A 14,351-nucleotide genomic window follows, 5' to 3' on the forward strand; every position below is an offset into this window, starting at 1 on the left:
AGCTATCGTTTTCCGGGAATCTGACTGATAACTATTCTATAGAATTAACCTCCGGTTGAATAGTGAAAAATTGAATTATAAAGCATAATTTTCAGAAAAATATGAATAATTATCGAAAGAAATGCTAGTTTTACGAAAATAGGCGGACAGCGCACTGGATTTACAGAAAATAAATTTCCATGGCTTGTTAGCTTTATATATGATAGAGTATTTATGTTTTTGTTTCTTACAAACTAAATAACCGCGGTTCGTAACCATCCCGCGTAACCAAAACTAGGAGGCTTCAGAGAAACATGTTTAATCTGCTGTGGGGTATTTTATTTGTGGTGGTCAATTTTGCTTTCTTTCTGCTCTGCTACCGCCTGTTCGGTAAAAAAGGCTTATATGCCTGGGTCGGAGTTGCGACGGTTATTGCCAATATACAAGTGGCGAAGACCATTGAAATGCCGCTGGGAATAGTAATGACACTCGGCAACACCATGTATGTAACGCTGTATATGACCAGCGATTTGCTGAATGAGAAGTACGGGCGTTCAGAAGCCCGCAATGCAGTCTGGTTCGGTTTCTTCACACTGCTGATGACGACGGTAATTATGCAGATGGTTCTGAAGTTCGAGCCGCAGGAGACAGATATTGCCCAATCATCTCTGGAGACCATCTTCGGCATGATGCCGCGTCTGGCATTGGCTAGTCTTACCGCCTACTTTATCAGTCAGTTTCTGGACGTGCGGCTTTATTCATGGATACGCCAATATTTCAGCAGCTCACGCCAACTCTGGATTCGTTCGAACGGCAGCACCATGATCAGTTCCTTTGTAGATACGCTGATTTTCTGCTTGATTGCCTTTGCCGGATTTTACGACTTAAAGGTATGGACCGAAATTTTGCTGACGACCTACTTATCGAAATTCCTGCTGACGGCTGCAGGTACGCCGATCCTTTATATTGCCCGTTCCTTCCGCTTTGCTGAAGAGACTGAGGCCCGCAGGGACACGGAAGCACGGATTGATTTATAGAACGGGCTTAGCGCCCATATAGAAAAGCAGCAAGCCCCGAAAGCGGAGCTTGCTGCTTTTTGGTATGAATGGCTGGAAAACGGCTGTTTACAGATGAAGAACAGTCAGTTCCTTCGGATAGCTGGTCAATGTGACCGGACCGTCCGCCGTAATGAACACATCATCTTCAATGCGCACGCCGCCCAGGCCTGGTACATAGATGCCGGGCTCGACAGTGAATACGTTCCCGTTCACGATAAGATCTTCATTCAAGCCGTGCAGTGAAGGATATTCATGGGTATCCATGCCGAGGCCGTGGCCGACCCGGTGCATGAAGTACTGGCCGTAACCGGCAGCGTCGATGACATCACGTGCCGCCTTGTCGACCGAACCGAAGGTGGCACCGGCTCTCGAGGCTGCGATGCCCGCCATATTGGCGGCGAGTACGGTGTTGTAAATCTCGGTCAGCTTGCTGTCAATCTCACCCACAGCAAAGGTCCGGGTAATATCGGAGGCATAGCCTGCGGCATATACGCCCATATCGAACATCAGCAAATCACCTTGCCGGATTACCCGGTCTCCGGGCACCCCGTGCGGCAAAGCCGTTTTTGGGCCCGAGAGCACCATCGTATCGAAGGAGGGGCCGGAAGCGCCAACCTTTTTCATCAGATATTCAAGCTCTGCAACCAGCTCGATTTCGGTGACCCCGCTCTTAATGTGACTCAGGCCGCGGCGGAGGACTTCCTCCACGAGCTCGGCGGCATGCTTCATCCGCTTGACTTCCTCCGGCGTTTTCTTGGCCCGCATGGCCCGCAGCAGGTGTCCGATGTCGCTGAATTGACCAGCCGGAACCGCCGCAGACAGCAGCTCGTAACGGCTCACGGAGAAGTGTTCCTTCTCGATGCCGAGTGTTCCCGGGGCAGCGCCGCCAAAACGCGACTTCAGCAGCTCATAAGGATTATCCGTATCGCTGTGCGTCAGGATCGTGGTGACGGAGGAGGCTGCATGGGCAGCTTCGGCATCGAGCGCCGGAACTATCAGTACAGGCTCCTCTCCGCGGATCAGCAGCAGGCCCAGAAACCGCTCATGCGGGTTGCTGGCAAAGCCGGTCAAATAGTATACATGCTTGGGATCAGTTACGAGCAGGGCATCCAGCCCGTTACCCGCCATTCCTTGCTCCAGGCTTTTCAGAGCCTCGTTCATTTCAGGTGTTCCCCTTTCGTCTACACGTTAAAAAACAACGTTATCATTATAGATCATAACCGGACGGGGTGCACCTGCCGGTGTGGTTGCCAGTGTCCGGACCAACGCAATGCGTAAAAAAGCTGCCCCGCCGCAGGAATCTGCGGACAGGACAGCCAGTGCAGACTCCCCTATTGGCGTAACTGCCTACAGCGCCCCGGTCAATGACCCGATAAGCGCCTGCGGGCTGCCTTCGTACAGCCCGCCGTGATAGCAAAGGACCGAACGGATGGGCAGGTCCTTCAGCTTCAGCAGGCTGCGGAGGGCCAGCGGCATGTCCGGTGTTGCGGCATCCCAGGGGCCGGCCAGCTTGCCGTCAACTATGCGCAGCTCATCGGCAGCGAGCAGGAGTTCCTGCTCCGGCAGGTAGAGGCAGATGTGGCCCGGCGTATGACCCGGGGTATGGATAATCTCAAGCCCGCCGCCCCAGGGCAAGTGCTCGCCGTCATGCAGTTCTGTGATGTCTTTCAGCTGCCTAAGCTGCTCCAGAAATTGCTGGAACTCTTCTTGGCGTGCCTGCGGCAGCTGGGCAATCCGTTCCGGGGTCATTTTGAGCATTGGCTGGCTCCCGTTAATGACAGGCAGATCACCGGGATGGGCGAACAACTGGGCGTCCGGAAGTTCACGCACCAGAGCGGGAAGATTACCGATGTGATCCGTGTCCTGATGGGTAAGGATAATCCGTTTGATGTTAGATGGGGCTTCTCCTGCATCCTTGACCGCTTGAATCAGCGCATCGTACTGGTCGAACATGCCGGTGTCAATCAGAGTCAGACCATCCTCGTCCTTTAGCAGTACCGGATGAACCTCCGATGGGCCAAGAGGTATCGTAAGCGCAATAACATTGTGTCCAATATTCATCCTGAGCTCCTTTTCTTCAACCCCTGATATGATGTAACATAATCTTAATACATCTGTTTATTAAAGGCCAGGCCAGGGCTGAAGCTGGCAGGTTCTGCGCACGGGAGGGGAATTCGGCCATGCAGGGAAAAACGGTGCTCGTAACCGGCGGCAATTCCGGGATGGGACTGGCAACAACAATCGAGATGGCCCGCCGGGGGGCAAAGGTAATTATGGCCTGCCGCAGCCAGAAGCGCGGTGAGGAAGCACTGGTGGAAGCCCGGCGGCAGAGCGGTTCGGACGACATTACGCTGATGCTGTGCGACCTGGCTTCGTTCCAGAGCATCCGCAGCTTTGCCGGTCACTTCTTAACCGAATATCCGGTACTTGATGTGCTGATTACTAATGCCGGAGTCGTGACTGTCCGGCGTGAGCTTACGGCAGATGGCTTCGAAATGGATCTCGGTGTCAATCATCTGGGGCATTTTCTCCTGACGAATCTGCTGCTGAATCCGCTGAAGGCAGCTGAGCAGGGCCGGATCGTGGTTGTAGCCTCCGGTGCCTATAAGATTGGCAGGCTGCACCTGGACGATCATACACTTTCGCGCGGCTTCAATCCTGCCAAAGCTTATGCCCGTTCCAAGCTGGCTAATATTTTGTTTACCAGAGAACTGTCCGCCCGTCTGCAGGGAACTGCGGTTACGGCCAATGCGGTGCATCCGGGAGCGGTGGGGACAAGCATCGGAGTGAACCGCGAAACAGGGTTCGGCCGCTCGGTGCTGAAGCTGCTCTCGCACTTTTTCCTGACTCCTGAGCAGGGGGCAGACACAGCCATTTATCTGGCGACCGCCCCGGAGCTGAGCAGAGTAACCGGACAGTATTACTACCGCCGCCAAATCCAGCATCTGTCGCCAAGGGCGGAGAATGCGGAAGAAGCAGCACGCCTTTGGCAATGGAGCCTGGAGCAGACGGGATTGGCCTGAGGCGCACTTAAACCTTAGCATGGCGATTAGCAGGGCTGATTCATAGGATTTGTCGTTGAGTATAATTTGGGAGGAATGGCAGTATGGCTTGGCACAATTACACCATAGAAGATGCAGCAATTGAGGATTTACAGGCAATCGTGGAGATTTATAATTCAACAGTAGCGGGACGGATGGTAACAGCCGATCTTGAGCCTGTGAGCATTGAAGACCGGGTCAAATGGTTCCATGAGCATAACAGCCACCATCGTCCGCTATGGGTGCTGAAGCAGGAGGGCGAGATTGCCGCCTGGTTCAGCTTTCAGTCATTTTACGGGCGTCCTGCCTATAATGCAACCGCAGAGATCAGTGTTTATGTAAATGAGAAATTCCGCGGCAAAGGAGCCGGTAGCATTCTGCTGGCCAAGGCCCTTGAGGAATGCCCGCGCCTTGGCGTCCAGAATCTGGTCGGCTTTGTATTTGGCCATAATGAACCAAGTCTCGCCCTGCTGCGGAAATTTGGTTTTAAAGATTGGGGCCTGCTGCCGGGTGTTGCCGAAATGGACGGTATCCAGCGTGATTTGGTTATTATCGGACGCAAGCTGCAGGACTAAAGGCTGCTATTAGAGAATCTGGCTAAAAAGCTTATTGCGGCGGAACTGTTTCAGGCCCGCAGTCGCTGGAATCAATCCATGATTCAGACCACTTTTCCAGATCGCGGATTACCGATTCCAGGCCCCGGCCTTTATCTGTCAGGGAGTATTGAATTCTTACAGGTGTCTCGGGAAATACTTCGCGGAGGACAATCCCCTCCTGCTCCAGCTCCTTTAGGCGCTCCGACAGGAGTCTGCCGCTAACGGGCAGTGCCGCCTCGATCGTACTGAAACGCTGCGGTCCCTGGAGAAGCTGATAGATGATTAAGCCCGTCCAGCGTCTGCCGATAATATCCATGCTTTTCTGTAACTTTGGACACAGGTCAATGGATTTCATTAGGCTCACCTCTTACTGAACATTATAAACAAAAAGACCTATAACTAAAACAAATTTGAAGGATATACAAGACCGAAAGGATGTCTGAAATGGCTAAAAAGAAGAAGACCGCAAGTGTGCAGCGCCCCGCTGTAACGGATGCTCCCGCAACACTTAAGGATCTGCTGAGCAGTGATGTGCTTAACAAGCTGAAGGCGCAGTCAGATGCGCTCAAGGCCGAAGAAAATGACAAGAAGGAAGCGGCCCGCAAGGCGGTGGAGGATCAGCGTAAAGCGGAGCAGAAGCGGCTGGAGAATGATTTTGCCCATCTTCTGGAGAACAGCAGCCAGGACTGGCATAAATTTAAATAAATTAAAGTTTACCAGAATTAGGGTTGACAATCTGCAGCAGTGCCATTTAATATTGGGTTTATCATTTAGAGAAGGGAGGCCGATGGGTCATGATTGGAACGAATGGATTGAGAACGCCGCTAAGCCGCATGACAACTGCATATGAACAATCTGATCTCATCGCCTTCGTCCGGGAGACATGATGCGCTGCCCAGCCCATCAGTCACAACTGTATACGGGTGTGCTTTGAACTTGCGGAAGCTTGAATTCGAAGCTGCACCCAGCGCTCCGGGAGCCGTACGATCAGAACTGATCTGCGGCTCTTTTTGTGTTATCTGAAAATTACAACTCATCTTACCAACTCGAGAGGAAATGAAAATCACTTATGAATACCATAGATCAGCAAGCGGGTTATGAGCCCCGCTATAAACATGAGGTGGCCCTTCCGGGCGGCGACCTCAAGGTATATGCCAGCGAGCAGCTGTTTGGCTCACTTGATTACAAGGTCCTGGAAATGGCCAATAACAATCTGCAGATTCCAAATATAGAATATATGAGCTATACCCCGGATGTGCACGTAGGCGTCGGAACCTGCATCGGCACTACTGCGGTCTGGGATGCCGCATCAGGTTATGTGTCGCCGTCCATCGTGGGCAGCGACATCGGCTGCGGCATGCGTGTGCATCTGACGAATCTGCACAAAGAAGATCTGCGAGAGGTCAAGCTGCGCCGGAAGCTGGTTCGCGCCATTGAGAAATATTTGCCGATGGAAGCACAGCAGCGCGGCCATTACAGTGATATTCGGCTGGAGAATATCGTCCGCAAGGGGCTGCACGGCCTGCCGAACAAATACATCCCTGACAGCTATACGCCGAAGAAATCAAGCGCGCTGTCCCATGTGGAGATCAGCAAGCTATCCTTTGACGAGGAGATTCTGAATGAGCTGCCCGATATGGCCTGGCACCGCGGCCACCGCCAGCTCGGCACACTCGGCGGCGGCAATCATTTCGTGGAGATTCAGGCGATTGAGATTGCCGAAGATCAGCGGGCAGTGGCCGAAGCCTGGGGACTGCAGGACGGGCAGGTTGCCGTGATGATCCATTCCGGCTCCCGGGCATGGGGCGGCCTGGTCAACCAGTTCTGTACTCCCGCCTTCGCCAAGGTAATGGGGCAGCTGGGGCTCGGCAGTGCAGATCCGCGGCTGATATATGCTCCGCTTGCGCATCCGCAAGGTCAGCGCTATGTCAATCTAATGTATTCCGCATTGAATTATGCGGTGGTGAACCGCCATCTGATCGCTTACGGGGTCCGCGAGGCCTTCCGGGACGTGTTCGGCACAAAATGCGAGCTGCGCACCCTCTACGATCTGATGCATAATTACGCCTGGAGAGAGGAGACTTCCTCCGGCACCAAGTTTGTGCACCGCAAGGGGGCGACACGTGCCCTGCCGGCCGGCCATCCGGATAATCCGTCAGTCTATACTGCGACTGGACATCCGGCGCTGATTCCCGGCTCGATGGGTACGGCTTCCTATATCATGGCCGGCCAGCCCGGCGGGGAAGAGAATTATTATTCGATCTGTCATGGAGCGGGCCGTATCCGGTCACGCACAGCGACCAAACGCCTGGTGTCGGTCCATGAATTTTCACAGTCGCTGAAGGTAGGGCAGGCAGATGAGATTGTGGTGAATCAGCATTCCCTGGAATCTATTATTGACGAATCCCCTCAGGCCTATAAGAATGTAGATGAGATCATAGAAAGCGTTACGGGCGCCGGCCTGGCTGCTGTTGTGGCCAAATGCAAGCCGCTCGCAGCGATAAAGGGGACGAAATAGAATGGAGCAGGAGTGCAGAAAACAAGCTGTGATTTATGAATACGACGAAGGCAAAAATGGCCTGATCAAGGGGTATGACGTTTATGCCCGCCTCGTTGACGGAATCCTTGAAGCTCTCTATTCACGCTATGGTGTCCGCTATGAGCTGTATGCCAGTGACGATCCGAACAGTGAATATTGGAAGCTGCTGCAGAATGATGTAGAGTCCGGTAATCCTGAGGTGGAGCATGTGGCACGAATTTTTGACCGGCTGGAAGACCGGACCTTCATCTATGATGATGACAAGGAGCAGCCCGAGTATAGTATCCACCTGTCGATCCGCAACAATGTGCTGGCTTATCCGGCCATGGGGGTAGCGCTCGCCCGGGTGCCTGTGTTTCAGGAGAACGGCATTAATTTTCAGGATTTCGTCTTTGCCGCATCGGATGCACAGCTGCAGGTGTTCTTAAGCAATGTGCGCAAGCGGCAGCGGGAGCAGAACATCAATAAGGTGACGGTGTTCACCGACAGACGAAACGGTATGTTCCGTGAAGACGAGCCGATTACCCGTTCCGTAGGACGGGAGGATGTCGTGCTGGATGCTGCAATTAAAAAAGAAATCTACCGCTCGCTCGACCAGTTTTTTGACGCAGACCGCAGTTTTTATGTCAAATACGATATTCCTTATAAGCGGGGAATTCTGCTCTACGGCCACCCCGGCAACGGTAAAACAACGCTCGTCAAATCCATCGCCGGAAGCGTGCCCGGACCCGTAGTGTACTGGCAGATTACTGAATACACCAGCAGTGAATCGGTAAATGAGGTGTTCGAGGCCGCAGCCAGGCTGGCACCGATGGTGCTGGTCATTGAGGACATTGACTCGATGCCGCAGGAGGTCCGTTCGTTCTTCCTGAATACGCTGGACGGTGCGACCTCCAAGGAAGGGATCTTTCTGATCGGCACCACCAATTATCCGGAGAAAATAGATCCCGGCCTCATGAACCGCGCGGGGCGCTTTGACCGGGCCTACGAGATCAAAATGCCGGGCGAGGAGCTGCGGCTGGAGTATCTGCAGCTGCGCGGCTTCTCCGCTTTTGCCGGCGAGGAAGGGGTTGCCCTGGCTGCACGCCTGACCTCGGACTTCTCACTGACCCAGCTGGGTGAGCTCTACGTCAGTGCCGCGCTGGAGTGGCATGAGAACGGCACCGCCAATGTGGAGCAGCTGGTCCGCGGAATGCGCGGCGAGCTGGATAAGGGGCGCAAGCGGGAATGGATGCGGGATGCCTCGTCCACGATCGGATTTTATTGATAGTATGAGATAAGCACCCTAAGCCGTGCCACCTGCTGAAGGTTCAGCGGGTGGCATGGCTGTTTTTTGTTCAGAAGAGTGATTTGTAAGCAAGCGGAGGTGGCGCTAACGGACCGGAAAGACTTTACTTTCCCGGTGGCGTGCATTTCCTCAGGCTAACGGACCGTACCGCGCTTATTGCCTCGGTATTAGTCATTGTTGGGGCGAAAATCCGCACATAAGCGCACTGGAGTCCGTTAGCCTTATCCAAAATGGATTCTGGTACAAATAAGCGCAGTTGAGTCCGTTACGGGTAAATTAGGCGGTTTTCCTATTAAAGACGCTGTATGATGAATCAGTGATATGTTTGAAATATATGTTGGAGAAATCTGTACGGCTGTGGAACTGGCGGGACTGAAATTGTAATGATCGTACAATCAGACCGCTCTACTTGCTTCTATCTCCTGCAAATCGTACAATGATCTGAAAATATGCATTCGCCTATGGGTGATAGATGTACGAGATTATGCAGATTAGGAGCTGAATAAGGGTGAGAATAGGAGTTGTATCGGATACCCATTTGCCGCGGTCGGCCAAGTCACTGCCGCAGGCACTTGTGAAGGAATTCCGTCAGGTGGACCAGATTCTGCATCTTGGGGACTGGGTGGCCATGGAGATTTATGATCTGCTGGCCGAGCTTGCGCCGGTAGAGGGGATTGCCGGCAATAATGATGGAGCTGAGATTATCCAGCGGTTCGGGGAGCGTAAGATTGTTACCCTTGAGGGTATGCGTATCGGGTTGATCCACGGTCATGCCCCCTATTCCCGCAAAGGCACGGATGGGAACGCGCTGCTTGCTTTTGAAGGCGAAGAGGTGGACTGTATTCTGTTCGGCCATTCGCATCAGCCGCTGCTGCGCAGGGAGAACGGTATTCTGCTGTTCAATCCGGGGTCGCCAACCGACAAACGGCGCGAGAAGCAGTATTCCTTTGGACTGCTGGATATTGAAGACGGCACAATCAATGCCCGGCATGTCTTCTACGACTCCAAGGAGTAGCCTGGCTGAGAGCTTTTGTCCAAATGAAACATCATTCTCTCCATGGTCAGTGCTGAGGCGGATATTTTACAATATACGTAAATAGCCATTTGACGAAAAGAGGGAACAGGCATGATATCCTATCATTTAGAGCGTGCAGTACTGCAGGATGCGGAGCTTATTGCCCCGTTGTTTAATGATTACAGGGTGTATTATGGACAGGAGCCGGACCTGCAGGGGGCTTTGCATTTTTTGCAGCAGAGATTGGAAACGGGGGAATCGGCCATTTTTATGGCGGTGACAGGTGAAGGTGGAAGCAGGCATGCCGGAGGCTTAGCCCAGCTTTATCCGTCCTTTTCATCAGTGACGCTGCAGCGGCTGTGGGTGCTGAATGACCTGTACGTTGCAGAGCCATTGCGCGGACAGGGGATTGGCACCATGCTGCTGGAAGGGGTGCGGGATTTTGCCCTGAACACAGGGAGCAAAGGCCTGACTTTGACTACGATGACTGACAACATATCAGCACAGCGTCTGTATGAAGCACAGGGTTACGTCCGGGATGATGAATTTTATACCTATGATCTGTTTTTTGAAAAATGAAAGCTATAGTAAGGGGCGTTAAAGTGGATAACAGCAATAAACTGGCAGTATTTTTTGATCTGGATGATACGCTGTACGACCATTTGGTGCCGTTCCGTGAAGCGGTGCGCGAGGTGCTGACGCCGGATGAGAGCGATTTGAATTATGCGGATTTATTCTATACCGTAAGGCATCACAGCGATCTGCTCTGGCCGAAGTATCTGCAAGGCGAGCTTGAGCTGGAGGAGACCCGGGTGCTGCGGCTGGAGCTGGCTTTTGCCGAATATGGGCTTGAGCTTAACCGCAGGCAGGCGGAGCAGGTTCAGGCAGCTTACATAGGCCGGCAGTACACGATAGAAATGATTGACGGGGTAGAAGCGCAATTGCGGCGGTTCATTGCCTTAGGACACAAGGTCGGGATCATTACGAACGGGCCGGAGGAGCATCAGATGAACAAGCTGCGCGGCCTCGGCATCGACAAGCTGATTCCGCAGGAGATGATCTTCATCTCGGATGCTGTCGGACTGGCGAAGCCGGACCCGGCGATCTTCAAGCATGTTAACCGGGTAACAGGGACAACCGCTGACAACTCACTGTATGTCGGGGATACCTGGGATAATGATGTGGTCGGCGCACTGTCGGCGGGCTGGAAGGTGTGCTGGTACAATCCCCGCGGTAGACAGCCCCGTACAGAGCATGTTCCGAGCTATACTTTTACGAATTACAAGGAATTTAGTGAGCTACCTCTGATCTGAGGAAAGTTTGCAGTAAAATACATAAAAGCGGCGGAGCCTCAGCTCTGCCGCTTTTTGTTGCCCTCATGGGCAATCCTGTTTAATTCGCGAAGGTATACGTAGGGTCGGTCAGGATAAGTCTGTCCTTGAGGCCTGAAGTGGCGTAGATTTTGTTGTCATCGGTGATGAAGAACGCATCTACTTTTTCCGGCAGGGATTCAAGATATTTCATGCCCTCTTCCAGGCCCATCAGGAATACGCCGGTAGACAAAGCATCCGCATCTGTTGCATTCGGGCTCATGATGGTGATGCTCTTCAGCCCGTTCTGGGACGGGAAGCCGGTACGCGGATCAAGAATATGGTGGTAACGTACCCCATCCTGCATGAAGAAGCGCTCATATACTCCGGAAGCATCGATAACTTCATCGGAAATTTTGATCGTGCCCAGCTGTGTGCCGCGGCTTTGATCAGGGTCCTGGAGACCGATATTCCATGGAGAGCCGTTCGGCTTGTTGCCGAGTGCAATAATACTGCTGCCGCCGAGATTAATCATCGCGCTGTCCAGGCCCTGCTCCTTCAAATATTCAGCAATCCGGTCAGCGGCATAACCTTTGCCGATCCCGCCCATATCCAGCACCATGCCTTCTTTGGCGAGCTTGACCGTCTTCGCAGCCTCATCAATAATAACATCCTTATAATTGGTCAGGCTTTTGGCTTCATCGATGTCGGCCTGGTCAGGCACATGTTCTCCGCCTTCGCCGATCGCCCACAGATCCACCAGCGGTCCGATCGTCGGATCAAACAGCCCGTCCATTTCCTCGGCATATTTAAGAGATTGTTTGACCACATCCAGCGTTTCATCGGATACAGCAACAGCTTCCTTGCCGGCTGCCTGATTGACGGCATACAGCTCACCGTCTTCTTTGGTACGGCTGAACTCAGTATCCATACGTTCCAGCATCTGCTGAATATCATCCATATTTTGTTGAGTTGCTTTATCGCCGAACACCTTAATGTTAACGACAGTATCATAGATATAAAAAGTCTGCGACAGGGCCTTGGTTCCGCCTTCTTCTGATACGGTTGCGCCTCCGGAGTTCTCATTCGCAGCCGTATTACTGCTGTTGTCGTCTCCTTTGCTGCCAAGCGCCAGCCAGATGCCGACAGCTGCAACGATGACAAGACCCAATGCGGTCAGGATAAGCGCCGATTTCTTGTTTTTGAACATATTCCACCATCCATAAAGTAGTTTCTTGATCACATCCTTCTTATCATACCCCAGAAAGAATGGCAATGGATACTAATTTCATGACATTTTGCGCATAACAACAATAGGGATAGTCAATCTATCAACCGTCCCGCTTGAAATAAAGAGTTGTCTTCTTCATGCGGTCATGATAAATTGTTTTATGACTGGCTGACCGGAATTTAATTTCAGTCAATTGTTGGTGCTTTAGAAGGAAAGGAGTTTATCTATGTCTATCGACCGCAAGTCGTTAATCCTGCAGGCCGCTTCAAAATCCTTTGTGCAATTCGGCTATAAAGCAACGACAATGGAGCAGGTATCCAAAATCGCGAATGTCGGCAAAGGTACGATTTATACATTCTTCAAAACAAAAGAAGACCTGTTTGAGGAGATTCTGATTAAAGCTTCGCAGGAATTAACTTCTGTTATGAACCGCATTGCCACCGAAGATGACACCTTTATTCATAAGCTGTTTAATCTGCTTGATTCGATCCTGGAGTTCCGCTCCGATCATGAGCTGTTCGTTAAGCTGGCGCAGGAGGTACGTGACATCGGAACTGTTCAGGCGCTGGAAGGGGTCAAGCGGATGGAGGATTATGCGCTGGATTTCCTGAGACAGCAGATTGAGACGGCGATAGAGAACGGGGAAGTGAAGTCCTGCGATTCCAGTGTCGCCGCGTTCATGATTTTGCGTTTGTACCTGGCGCTGACTACAGAATGGAACAAAGCGCATGAGCCGCTGGATGAAAACCGGATTAAGGAGCATATGATCCTGTTTATCTCGAATGGTATCCTCAAATAAAGATGACAGCTTAAAGGGCCGCCTGATGTTTCATCAGGTTTGGAGCAACTACGTTGCAGGCTGCCGATTTGATGGTTCGGATTCGCCCTTTTGAGAATTTAGAGAGAAAAACGCCCGCTATTTATGGACGAAACGCCTTTATTTGATGGCGTAAAGTAAGTTGTGTACCAAGATTTGGAGCCTAGTCAGGCAACAAAAAAGTAGGGTATTCTCGGGATTGTCGAAGTCCACCAAGAAAGGAACCCTACTCGATGACTATTCTACCCGAAAACATGTTAAATAATCTATTTGAAAATCTTGTCACCCAATTTGTAAAAGATAATCTAGAGTCCATTATGAAAGCGGAAATCCAGCAATTCATGACCAGTGAAGAAGCCGGGAACCACAACAGCCGCAACGGATACTACACCCGGGATCTACACACGAAATACGGAAATGTAGAGGATCTGGCCGTTCCTAGGGACCGTCAAGGAGCCTTCCAAACGCAGTTGTTCGAGCCCTACCAGCGGCGAGATGGATGGCTAGAGGAGGCTGTCATCCAGATGTACAAAAGTGGTATGGGAACGCGAGATGTGGCCCGGTTCATTGAAAGTATGTTCGGCAGCCACTATTCACCCACGACCGTTAGCAACATTACAGCTACGGTACTTGACGACATTCATCAGTGGCAGAAGCGCCCGTTAAACAAACGCTACTCCGTTATCTACCTGGATGGCCTATATGTGAAACTCAAGCGCAGCACCGTTAGCGGAGAAGTCGTTTATTTCGCCATGGGGATCGACGAAGACGGTCACCGCCAGATCCTTGGCTTTTACGTAGGCGGCCAGGAGAGCGCAAACGGCTGGCGCGAGGTGCTCAAAGACCTCTACGACCGTGGTGTCCAGGAAGTCTTGCTGGGCGTGTTTGATGGGCTTCCGGGACTCGATGCAGCGTTCCGTGAAACTTATCCGAAGGCGGATGTGCAGCATTGTATCGTCCACAAAGTGCGTTCGACCTTTCCGAAAATTCGAGTTCAGCACAAAACGGAAGTCATTGAAGATCTGAAGACCATCTACACGGCTGCAGACCATGATCTGGCCCGGGCTGCGTTTGACACGGTGAAGGCCAAATGGGGCAAGCTCTACCCGAAAGAAATGCGGTCCTGGGAAGAACAGTTACCGACGCTGCTGACCTTTTACAAGTATCCCGTGCTCATAAAAGAAGCCATCTACACATCCAATCCGATTGAACGAATGAACAAGGAAATTCGAAAACGCCTGAAGCCGATGAACAGCCTCACGAATATGGATGCGGCAGAGAAAATTGTCTACCTGGACGTCATCGATTACAACGAACGTTTTAGCGAACGGGTCATTCGCGGCTTCGGCGATCTGGAAGTAAAGAAGAAACTAAATGAGATGTTTGAAGAGCGATATCCAGCGCAGGCAGAGCCAGAGAAGTAACTCGAAATCCCTTGTTCTTTGGGGCGGGGTCTCCCCCGCCCCAAAGAACATCT

The 14,351-nt window shown here is 52.0% G+C and carries 15 protein-coding genes; 11 read left to right on the top strand and 4 right to left on the bottom strand.

What is annotated here, in order from left to right:
* The first annotated feature begins 293 nt into the window (after positions 1-293).
* Positions 294-1,016, top strand: coding sequence for a queuosine precursor transporter (locus JRJ22_RS05405; protein WP_206103567.1), 723 nt, complete (start codon positions 294-296; stop codon positions 1,014-1,016).
* A gap of 87 nt (positions 1,017-1,103) precedes the next feature.
* On the opposite strand, the gene JRJ22_RS05410 is transcribed toward JRJ22_RS05405, so the two are convergent.
* Together JRJ22_RS05410 and JRJ22_RS05415 are read right to left on the bottom strand one after the other, a co-directional pair.
* Positions 1,104-2,198 carry a M24 family metallopeptidase gene (locus JRJ22_RS05410; protein WP_206103568.1) on the bottom strand — a complete coding sequence of 365 codons (1,095 nt, stop codon included), beginning with the start codon at positions 2,196-2,198 and terminating at the stop codon, positions 1,104-1,106.
* Between the two features lie 186 nt (positions 2,199-2,384).
* On the bottom strand, positions 2,385-3,098 hold the full coding sequence (locus JRJ22_RS05415) for an MBL fold metallo-hydrolase (protein WP_206103569.1): 714 nt from the start codon (positions 3,096-3,098) through the stop codon (positions 2,385-2,387).
* A gap of 119 nt (positions 3,099-3,217) precedes the next feature.
* On the opposite strand from JRJ22_RS05415, the gene JRJ22_RS05420 reads away from it, so the two are divergent.
* Together JRJ22_RS05420 and JRJ22_RS05425 are read left to right on the top strand one after the other, a co-directional pair.
* Positions 3,218-4,060 carry an SDR family oxidoreductase gene (locus tag JRJ22_RS05420; protein WP_206103570.1) on the top strand — a complete coding sequence of 281 codons (843 nt, stop codon included), beginning with the start codon at positions 3,218-3,220 and terminating at the stop codon, positions 4,058-4,060.
* Between the two features lie 83 nt (positions 4,061-4,143).
* The gene (locus JRJ22_RS05425; RefSeq protein ID WP_206103571.1) at positions 4,144-4,653 is read left to right on the top strand and encodes a GNAT family N-acetyltransferase; all 510 of its coding nucleotides are present in this window, start codon (positions 4,144-4,146) and stop codon (positions 4,651-4,653) included.
* 31 nt (positions 4,654-4,684) lie between these two features.
* Here the strand turns inward: JRJ22_RS05425 and JRJ22_RS05430 are convergent, their stop codons facing one another.
* Positions 4,685-5,029: a winged helix-turn-helix transcriptional regulator gene (locus JRJ22_RS05430; protein ID WP_206103572.1), complete on the bottom strand. Its 345-nt coding sequence runs from the start codon at positions 5,027-5,029 to the stop codon at positions 4,685-4,687.
* Between the two features lie 89 nt (positions 5,030-5,118).
* On the opposite strand from JRJ22_RS05430, the gene JRJ22_RS05435 reads away from it, so the two are divergent.
* The 6 genes from JRJ22_RS05435 to JRJ22_RS05460 all read left to right on the top strand — a co-directional run bounded on the left by JRJ22_RS05435 (position 5,119) and on the right by JRJ22_RS05460 (position 10,829).
* A complete protein-coding gene (locus JRJ22_RS05435; RefSeq protein WP_206103573.1) occupies positions 5,119-5,379 on the top strand; it encodes a YqkE family protein in 261 nt (86 codons plus the stop codon).
* Positions 5,380-5,743: 364 nt separating this feature from the next.
* Positions 5,744-7,192 (top strand): RtcB family protein, encoded by a 1,449-nt coding sequence (locus JRJ22_RS05440; RefSeq protein WP_206103574.1) that lies wholly within the window; start codon positions 5,744-5,746, stop codon positions 7,190-7,192.
* A 1-nt stretch (position 7,193) separates the two neighbouring features.
* Positions 7,194-8,480, top strand: coding sequence for an AAA family ATPase (locus JRJ22_RS05445; RefSeq protein WP_206103575.1), 1,287 nt, complete (start codon positions 7,194-7,196; stop codon positions 8,478-8,480).
* Between the two features lie 529 nt (positions 8,481-9,009).
* Positions 9,010-9,516 carry a metallophosphoesterase family protein gene (locus JRJ22_RS05450; RefSeq protein WP_206103576.1) on the top strand — a complete coding sequence of 169 codons (507 nt, stop codon included), beginning with the start codon at positions 9,010-9,012 and terminating at the stop codon, positions 9,514-9,516.
* 111 nt (positions 9,517-9,627) lie between these two features.
* Positions 9,628-10,095, top strand: a complete 468-nt coding sequence (locus tag JRJ22_RS05455; protein WP_206103577.1) for a GNAT family N-acetyltransferase — start codon at positions 9,628-9,630, stop codon at positions 10,093-10,095.
* A gap of 23 nt (positions 10,096-10,118) precedes the next feature.
* Positions 10,119-10,829 (top strand): HAD family hydrolase, encoded by a 711-nt coding sequence (locus JRJ22_RS05460; RefSeq protein WP_232381035.1) that lies wholly within the window; start codon positions 10,119-10,121, stop codon positions 10,827-10,829.
* Between the two features lie 79 nt (positions 10,830-10,908).
* Here the strand turns inward: JRJ22_RS05460 and JRJ22_RS05465 are convergent, their stop codons facing one another.
* Positions 10,909-12,036: an FAD:protein FMN transferase gene (locus tag JRJ22_RS05465; protein ID WP_206103579.1), complete on the bottom strand. Its 1,128-nt coding sequence runs from the start codon at positions 12,034-12,036 to the stop codon at positions 10,909-10,911.
* Between the two features lie 247 nt (positions 12,037-12,283).
* Between JRJ22_RS05465 and JRJ22_RS05470 the strand changes: the two genes are divergently transcribed.
* Together JRJ22_RS05470 and JRJ22_RS05475 are read left to right on the top strand one after the other, a co-directional pair.
* Positions 12,284-12,856: a TetR/AcrR family transcriptional regulator gene (locus JRJ22_RS05470; RefSeq protein ID WP_206103580.1), complete on the top strand. Its 573-nt coding sequence runs from the start codon at positions 12,284-12,286 to the stop codon at positions 12,854-12,856.
* Positions 12,857-13,107: 251 nt separating this feature from the next.
* On the top strand, positions 13,108-14,298 hold the full coding sequence (locus tag JRJ22_RS05475) for an IS256 family transposase (protein ID WP_206103410.1): 1,191 nt from the start codon (positions 13,108-13,110) through the stop codon (positions 14,296-14,298).
* The last annotated feature ends 53 nt before the right edge of the window (positions 14,299-14,351 follow it).

It is taken from the genome of Paenibacillus tianjinensis, from assembly GCF_017086365.1.
In the GTDB taxonomy this organism is placed as follows: domain Bacteria; phylum Bacillota; class Bacilli; order Paenibacillales; family Paenibacillaceae; genus Paenibacillus_AQ; species Paenibacillus_AQ tianjinensis.

Coding starts and splice junctions, on each gene's coding strand:
- JRJ22_RS05405 (WP_206103567.1), top strand. CDS start 294: ATGTTTAATCTGCTGTGGGGTATTTTATTTGTGGTGGTCAATTTTGCT.
- JRJ22_RS05410 (WP_206103568.1), bottom strand. CDS start 2,198: ATGAACGAGGCTCTGAAAAGCCTGGAGCAAGGAATGGCGGGTAACGGG.
- JRJ22_RS05415 (WP_206103569.1), bottom strand. CDS start 3,098: ATGAATATTGGACACAATGTTATTGCGCTTACGATACCTCTTGGCCCA.
- JRJ22_RS05420 (WP_206103570.1), top strand. CDS start 3,218: ATGCAGGGAAAAACGGTGCTCGTAACCGGCGGCAATTCCGGGATGGGA.
- JRJ22_RS05425 (WP_206103571.1), top strand. CDS start 4,144: ATGGCTTGGCACAATTACACCATAGAAGATGCAGCAATTGAGGATTTA.
- JRJ22_RS05430 (WP_206103572.1), bottom strand. CDS start 5,029: ATGAAATCCATTGACCTGTGTCCAAAGTTACAGAAAAGCATGGATATT.
- JRJ22_RS05435 (WP_206103573.1), top strand. CDS start 5,119: ATGGCTAAAAAGAAGAAGACCGCAAGTGTGCAGCGCCCCGCTGTAACG.
- JRJ22_RS05440 (WP_206103574.1), top strand. CDS start 5,744: ATGAATACCATAGATCAGCAAGCGGGTTATGAGCCCCGCTATAAACAT.
- JRJ22_RS05445 (WP_206103575.1), top strand. CDS start 7,194: ATGGAGCAGGAGTGCAGAAAACAAGCTGTGATTTATGAATACGACGAA.
- JRJ22_RS05455 (WP_206103577.1), top strand. CDS start 9,628: ATGATATCCTATCATTTAGAGCGTGCAGTACTGCAGGATGCGGAGCTT.
- JRJ22_RS05465 (WP_206103579.1), bottom strand. CDS start 12,036: ATGTTCAAAAACAAGAAATCGGCGCTTATCCTGACCGCATTGGGTCTT.
- JRJ22_RS05470 (WP_206103580.1), top strand. CDS start 12,284: ATGTCTATCGACCGCAAGTCGTTAATCCTGCAGGCCGCTTCAAAATCC.
- JRJ22_RS05475 (WP_206103410.1), top strand. CDS start 13,108: ATGACTATTCTACCCGAAAACATGTTAAATAATCTATTTGAAAATCTT.